This is a genomic window from Nonomuraea sp. NPDC049784 (assembly GCF_040659615.1).
In the GTDB taxonomy this organism is placed as follows: Bacteria; Actinomycetota; Actinomycetes; order Streptosporangiales; family Streptosporangiaceae; genus Nonomuraea.
In genome coordinates, this window is the sequence record NZ_JBFAMX010000538.1 from 1 (window position 1) to 7,022 (window position 7,022).

The window sequence follows — 7,022 nt, forward strand, 5'->3', positions numbered from 1 at the left end:
CGCAAGCCGCTCCGCCCGCGCCGCAACGAAGGCGGTCACGGCGAGCGCCGCAACGGCCGCCGCCCGCGCCGCGACTTCGACGGCGACCGTCGTCCTCGGCGGCACGAGGACGGAGAGCGTGCGTACGGCCCCGGCGAGGACCGTCGCCCGCATCGCCACGAGGACGGCAACCGGCCGTTCAATTCCGGCGACGACCGGCGCCCCCGGCGGCATGCCGACGGTGAGCGGCCGTTCGGGCGTTCGCAGGAGCCGCGTACCTTCGGGGACGACCGGCGCCCGCGCGGCGGAAACCGCTCCGACGACCGGCCGTTCCGCCAGGACGACCGCGGCCAGCGCGGTGGATACCGCTCGGACGACCGCGGCGGGCGTTACAGCTCCGACCGTGGCCGCCCGGTCTCTGCCGACCGCGAGCGCGGCTCGCGCTCCGACGCCCCGCGTGACGGCTACCGCGCCGTCGGCGGCCGCTCGGACGAGCGCGGCAGCGGCAACGGCGGTTACCGCCGCAACTCGGGCCGTCGCTTCGAACGCTGACGCGCCCGGCCCGGCACCGGGCCGTCGTGCTGATCGTTGAACTGCCCGCCGCATCCCGCAATGGGGATGCGGCGGGCAGTGTCGTTTGTCGTAGAGTCACGCTGGCGGCAAACATGAACCGGTAAACCCAGGGACGGCCGATGAAGCGACCCACGATCGACGACATCGCACGCAGGGCCGGCGTCTCGAAAGGGGCGGTGTCGTTCGCGCTGAACGGCCGTCCCGGCGTCTCCAGCGAGACCCGCCGCCGCATCCAGGCCATCGCCGCCGAGCTGGGCTGGCAGCCCAACAGCCTGGCGCGGGCCCTGTTCGACGGCAGGCCCGACGTGCTGGGCCTGGTCGTGGACCGCCCGGCGCGCACGCTGGGGCTGGAGCCGTTCTTCATGCAGCTGATCTCCGGCATCGAGGCCACGCTGTCGGCGGCGTCCGTCGGGCTGCTGCTGCAGATGACCGAGGACCACGAGGCCGAGATCGCGATCTATCGGAAATGGTGGGCGCAGCACCGGGTGGCCGGGGTGTTCGTCGTGGACCTGCGGACCGAGGACGCCAGGATCGACGTGCTCGAGGAGCTGCGGCTGCCCGCCGTGGTCATCGGCGGTCCCGAGAGCACGGGGCGGCTGCCCGCCGTCTGGATCGACGACGGCGGCGCGCTCGCCGCCGTGGTCGAGCACCTGGCCGGGCTGGGGCATCGCAGGATCGCCAGGGTCGCGGGCCCGGCGGAGCTCATGCACACCGGCGTCAGGACCGCCGCCATGCGGGAGACGGCCGCCAGGCTCGGCGTGGAGAGCATGACCGTGTACGCCGACTACAGCGGTGAGAGCGGCGAGCGCGCCACGCTCGACCTCCTGCGCAGACCCGAGCGGCCGACCGCCATCGTGTACGACAACGACGTGATGGCCGTCGCGGGCACCGCCGCCGCCCGCGAGGCGGGGATCTCGGTGCCAGGCGAGCTGTCCGTCGTGGCCTGGGACGACTCCGCACTGTGCCTGCTGGCCCGGCCGCACCTGACGGCGGTCAGCAGGGACATCGCCGCCTACGGCGCCCACGCCGCCCGATCCCTGCTCGACCTGGTCCAGGGCCGCCAGGTGGCCGACACGCAACAGGACGACCCGCGCCTGGTCTCCAGGGGCAGCACCGCCCCGCCCGCATCTTTGACCGAGCAGAAACCTCAGTGATCGGCATTGCAACTAAACGGGTTTAGTGATGCGATGTCAATCTCCGCCGCTCGAGCTCGGAGGGTTGATGACCCCGTTCCGCCCCCTGCATGAAGCCTGGACCGTCCGCTCGGCGAGCGGCGACGTCGAGGCCCCGGCCACCGTCCCGGGTTGCGTGCACACCGACCTGCTCGCCGCGGGTCTGATCCCCGATCCCTACCTCGACGACAACGAGACCCGGCTGGCCTGGATCGGCCGCACCGAGTGGCGTTACGAGACGGAGTTCACCTGGGACGGCACCGAGCACGAGCGCACCGATCTGGTGTGCGAGGGGCTCGACACCGTGGCCACCGTCGAGCTCAACGGCGTCCGCGTGGGCGAGACCGCGAACATGCATCGCTCCTACCGGTTCGACGTCCGCCACGCGCTGCGGATCGGAAGCAACCGGCTGACGGTCACGTTCGGGTCGGCGCTCGAGTACGCCGAGCGGCTGAAAGAGGAGCTCGGGGACCGGCCGGGCGCCTACACCCAGCCCTACCAGTTCATCAGGAAGATGGCCTGCAACTTCGGCTGGGACTGGGGGCCGACGCTGGTCACGGCGGGCATCTGGAAGCCGATCGGGCTGCACGAGTGGAGCGGGGCCAGGATCGCCGAAGTGCGGCCGCTGGTCACCCTCGGCGACGGGGTGGCCAAGGTGGACGTCCACGTCCAGGTGGAGAAGGCGGGAGCCACCGAGGTGACCGCGGCGATCAAGGGCGCTTCGGGGCGCGCTGTGATCCCCGAGGGCCGGAGCGAGGCCGTGATCACGCTGGAGGTGCCCGACCCGGAGCTGTGGTGGCCGAGAGGGTACGGCGAGCAGGCGCTCTACGAGCTCGAGGTGACGGCCGGCGAGGACGTGTGGCGCCGGGAGATCGGGCTGCGCGAGGTGAGCCTGCGCACGGAGGGCGGCGCGTTCACGCTGGCCGTCAACGGCGTCGACGTGTTCGTCAGGGGAGTGAACTGGATCCCCGACGACTGCTTCCCCACCAGGGTGGGCCGCGACCGCTATGCCGCCAGGCTCGCCCAGGCGTGTGAGGCGAACGTCAACCTGATCCGGGTGTGGGGCGGCGGCCTGTACGAGAGCGAGGACTTCTACGACCTGTGCGACCGGCTCGGGCTGCTGGTCTGGCAGGACTTCCCGTTCGCCTGCGCCGCCTACCCCGAGGAGGAGCCGATCAGGGCCGAGGTGGAGGCGGAGGCGCGTGAGCAGGTCGCCAGGCTGAGCGCGCACCCGAGCCTGGCTCTGTGGTGCGGCAACAACGAGAACATCGAGGGCTACTTCGACTGGGGCTGGCAGGACTCGCTCCAGGGACGCAGCTGGGGAGGGCACTTCTACCTGGAGTTGCTGCCGCGCGTCGTGGCCGAGCTGGACCCCACCCGCCCGTACTGGCCGGGCAGCCCCTACTCGGGCTCCATGGACCTGCCGCCCAACGACCCGGGCCACGGCACCATGCACATCTGGGACGTGTGGAACCAGCGCGACTACGCCGTCTACCGCGAGTACCGGCCCCGCATGGCCGCCGAGTTCGGCTTCCAGGGCCCTGCCGCCTACGCCACGATCCGCAGGGCGATCAGCGACGAGCCGCTGCTGCCCGACTCCCGCGGTCTGCTGCACCACCAGAAGGCCGTCGACGGCAACCTCAAGCTGGCCGCCGGGCTCAAGCCGTACTTCCCCGTCCCCGAGACCTTCGACGACTGGCACTACCTCACCCAGGTCAACCAGGCACGTGCCATCCAGCTCGGGGTGGAGCACTTCAGGTCGCTCTGGCCCCACTGCGCGGGCAGCGTGGTGTGGCAGCTCAACGACTGCTGGCCGGTCACCTCGTGGTCGGCCGTGGACGGGGACGACAGGAAGAAGCCGCTGTTCCACGCGCTGCGCAGGGCCTACGCCGACCGGCTGCTGACCGTGCAGCCGCGCGACGGCGGCCTGGCGCTGGTCGCCGTCAACGACACCGGACAGCCGTGGCGGGCGTCGGCGCGGGCCGTACGGCACGACTTCGACGGCGCCACGCTCGCGGCGCAGGCCCTCGCGCTGGACGTGCCGCCACGGGCAGCCGTCACCCTGCCGCTGTCCGGGCCCGTCGCCCAGCCCGGCGACCCCGCCGGCGAACTGATCGTGGTCGGGATCACCGAGCACGACGGCACCGTGGCGACCGGCGGCGACCTGCCGGCCGGGCCGGGCGATGCCGCGGTGCGGGCCGGCGGGCCGCCGGTGGGGCGGGCGCTGTGGTTCTTCGCGCCCGACCGGGACTTGCGCCTGCCCGAGCCGGGCTACGACACGGCGACCGAGCCCACGCCGGACGGGCTCCGGCTGACGGTCACCGCCCGCACGCTCCTGCGCGACCTGGCCGTCTTCCCCGACCGGCTGGACCCGGACGCGCAGGTCGACGACCAGCTCGTCACGCTGCTGCCCGGCGAGCGAGCCGAGTTCCTGATCACCGCGGCCGCCCTGGACGAGCGTGCCCTGGTCCACGCGCCGGTGCTGCGCTGTGTCAATGACGTGGTGGCGCGAGGAAGCACCACGGAGCGGAGGCCCTGAGCATGCGGCGTTACGGGTTCAATCTGCAGTGGATGTTCTGGAAAAACCCGGGCGTCAAGCCGGCGCCGGTGGACGAGCGGGTGCTGGACGCGATCGCCTCGTGGGGCTTCGACTTCGTCCGCATGCCGTGCGACTACCGGTTCTGGACCGACGGGCTCGACTACGCCCACCCGGACGAGCAGGTGCTCGAGGTGCTCGACACGTACCTCGCCGCCTGCCGCGAGCGCGGCCTGCATCTCTCGCTCAACCTCCACCGCGCCCCCGGCTACGTGATCACCGGATGGGAGAGCGAGCAGCACAACCTCTGGGCCGACCGGGAGGCGCAGGACGGCTTCAGCGCCGTCTGGACCGGCTTCGCCCGCCGCTACCGGGGTGTGCCTGCCGACGAGCTCTCTTTCGACCTCGTCAACGAGCCGCCATCCGTGGGGGAGCGGGGGTTCACCAGGGCGGCGCACGAGGCGGTGATCCGCCGCGTGGTGGCCGAGATCAGGCAGGCCGACCCGGATCGGCCGATCGTGATCGACGGGCTGGGCGGCGGCCACGTGGCCATGCCGGAGCTGGCCGACCTCGGCGTGATCCACAGCACCCGCGGTTACGGGCCGATGAGCGTCAGCCACTACCGGGCCGAGTGGTGGCAGGGCTCACAGGGCCTGCCCGAGCCCGTCTATCCCTGCGACTACGAGGGGCGGCACTGGGACAGGGCCGGGCTGCGCGACTTCTACGCGCCGTGGCGGGCGGTGGCCGGCCAGGGCGTGCCCGTCCACGTGGGCGAGTTCGGCTGCTACGACTACACGCTGAACGACGTCGCGCTGCGCTGGCTGTCCGACGTGCTCGGCGTGTTCGCCTCATTCGGCTGGGGATACGCGTTGTGGGAGTTCCAAGGGCCGTTCGGGGTGATCGGGCACCGGCGGCCCGGTGCGCGCTTCGAGCAGCTCGACGGATTCCTGGTGGACAGGGACCTCCTCGAGCTGCTCCAGGCGCACCGGGTCAGCCCTTGAGGCCGCTGAGCGCGATGCCGCGGGTGAAGTACTTCTGGAAGATCAGGAAGAAGACGATCGTCGGGGCCGACGCGAGCAGCCCGCCCGCCATGATCGCACCTTGGTGGTCGGGCCCGGTGAAGTAGGAGTTGAGCCTGGCCAGCGCGACGGGGATGTTCGCCATCTGGTCGCTCTGCACGATGATGAGCGGCCAGAGGAAGTTGTTCCACTCCGCGAGCACGATGAAGATCGACATCGCGGCGAGTGCCGGCCGCAGCAGCGGCAGCACGATCTTCCACCAGATCCGCCACTCCCCGGCGCCGTCCACCCTGGCCGCCTGGATCAGCTCGTTCGGTATCGACTGCAGGAACTGCACCAGGAAGAACAGCACGAACGCCTTTGCCAGCGCCGGGACGATGTAGGCCGCGTAGCTGTCCAGCCAGCCCAGGTTCCGCATGATCACATAGTTCGGGATCAGCGTGGTCTGCCAGGGCACCATCATCGAGGCGATGATCAGCAGGAAGATGATCCGGCGCCCCTTGATGTCGTGCTTGGCGATCACGTACGCGGCCAGCGAGCAGATCAGCAGCGACCCGACGGTGATGGCGGTGGTGATGAAGATGCTGTTGAACATGAACCGCCAGAACCCGAAGTCCACCTGGTAACGCTGGAAGATGCCCTGCAGGTGGCCGGGATTGATCCCCTTGGGGGTCCACTCCGTGTCGTAGAAGTTGGCGAACGTGGGGGACTGCGGCACGAACGACGGAGGCGTCCTGGCCAGCTCCCTCGGTGGCTTGAACACCGTGATGATCAGCCAGTAGAACGGCGCGATCATCGTCAGCGCCAGCAGGTAGAACGGCAGGCGCAGCAGATGCCCGTTGATCCGGGAGCGTCGGCTGCCGCCGGTCTCCGTCCTGTGCGGGGACTGCTGGACCGGGGCGATCGTGTCCATCGGGGCGACGGCCATCACAGCTCCTTCATGGCGCGGCCCACGCGCAGGTTGACGAGGCTCAGCACGAAGATGATCAGGAAGAGCACCCACGCGATCGCGGAGGCGTAGCCCAGCCTGAAGTGGGTGAATCCCTGGTCGTACAGGTAGGGGACGATCATCAGGCCCGAGTCGAGCACGCCGCCGACGGTGTTGGCGCCGACGGTGAACGCGAGCACCTGCGCCGTTTGGAGAAGAAAAGCGCGCGCCAGCGCCGCACTCGCACCCCCGGCCGATCGATCTCCCGTCGGTTGGCCCGCACGTACGCCCAGATCGCCAAGGTCCGCGCGACAGCCAAGCGCCGTGCCTTGGACTGGCAGCATCAGACCACCACTGAACTGGCCGACACGTTCAGCATGGTTGTGGTGGAAGACCTGAAGATCACCAGCATGGTCCGTTCCGCGAAGGGCTCCATCGAACAACCCGGCGTCAACGTCTCGCAGAAGTCGGGGCTGAACCGAGCGATCGCCGCCGAGGCGTGGGGGCGGACTGTCACAAGCCAGGAAAGGGCAGGGCCGAAGCCCGGGCCCCGGCCCCGCCTGTGTCAGAGCCACCCCTGCGACTTGGCGCGCTGCACCGCCTCGATGCGGTTGCGGGCGTGCGTCTTCTGGATGGCCGACGACAGGTAGTTGCGCACGGTCCCCTCAGACAGGTGGAGCTTGTGCGCGATGTCGCCGATCGTCGAGCCGTCGGCCGCCGCCTCCAGCACGTCCCGCTCCCGCCCCGACAACGGGTTGGGACCCGCGCTGAGCGCCGCCGCCGCCAGCCCGGGATCGATCACGCGCTCTCCCGCG

At 70.7% G+C, this 7,022-nt stretch carries 6 protein-coding genes and 1 pseudogene; 4 read left to right on the top strand and 3 right to left on the bottom strand.

The annotated features are described in order from the left end of the window. From AB0J09_RS50950 to AB0J09_RS50965, 4 genes and pseudogenes are all read left to right on the top strand, one after another. A pseudogene (locus tag AB0J09_RS50950) lies at positions 1–531 on the top strand (RNA helicase); the annotation flags it as partial. 140 nt (positions 532–671) lie between these two features. Beyond that, the gene (locus AB0J09_RS50955) at positions 672–1,706 is read left to right on the top strand and encodes a LacI family DNA-binding transcriptional regulator (RefSeq protein ID WP_360708678.1); all 1,035 of its coding nucleotides are present in this window, start codon (positions 672–674) and stop codon (positions 1,704–1,706) included. 67 nt (positions 1,707–1,773) lie between these two features. Next, positions 1,774–4,263: a glycoside hydrolase family 2 protein gene (locus AB0J09_RS50960; RefSeq protein ID WP_360708681.1), complete on the top strand. Its 2,490-nt coding sequence runs from the start codon at positions 1,774–1,776 to the stop codon at positions 4,261–4,263. Positions 4,264–4,265: 2 nt separating this feature from the next. Beyond that, entirely contained in the window at positions 4,266–5,261 is a 996-nt protein-coding gene (locus tag AB0J09_RS50965; protein WP_360708684.1) for a cellulase family glycosylhydrolase, read from the top strand. Here AB0J09_RS50965 and AB0J09_RS50970 read toward each other — a convergent pair. The 3 genes from AB0J09_RS50970 to AB0J09_RS50980 all read right to left on the bottom strand — a co-directional run. Beyond that, entirely contained in the window at positions 5,251–6,207 is a 957-nt protein-coding gene (locus tag AB0J09_RS50970; protein WP_360708687.1) for a carbohydrate ABC transporter permease, read from the bottom strand. The genes AB0J09_RS50965 and AB0J09_RS50970 overlap by 11 nt on opposite strands. Beyond that, positions 6,207–6,407 (bottom strand): hypothetical protein, encoded by a 201-nt coding sequence (locus AB0J09_RS50975; protein WP_360708690.1) that lies wholly within the window; start codon positions 6,405–6,407, stop codon positions 6,207–6,209. The genes AB0J09_RS50970 and AB0J09_RS50975 overlap by 1 nt, the downstream gene beginning before the upstream one ends. A gap of 365 nt (positions 6,408–6,772) precedes the next feature. Continuing rightward, a partial coding sequence (locus AB0J09_RS50980) for a LuxR C-terminal-related transcriptional regulator (RefSeq protein ID WP_360708692.1) occupies positions 6,773–7,022 on the bottom strand: 250 nt, incomplete at its 5' end.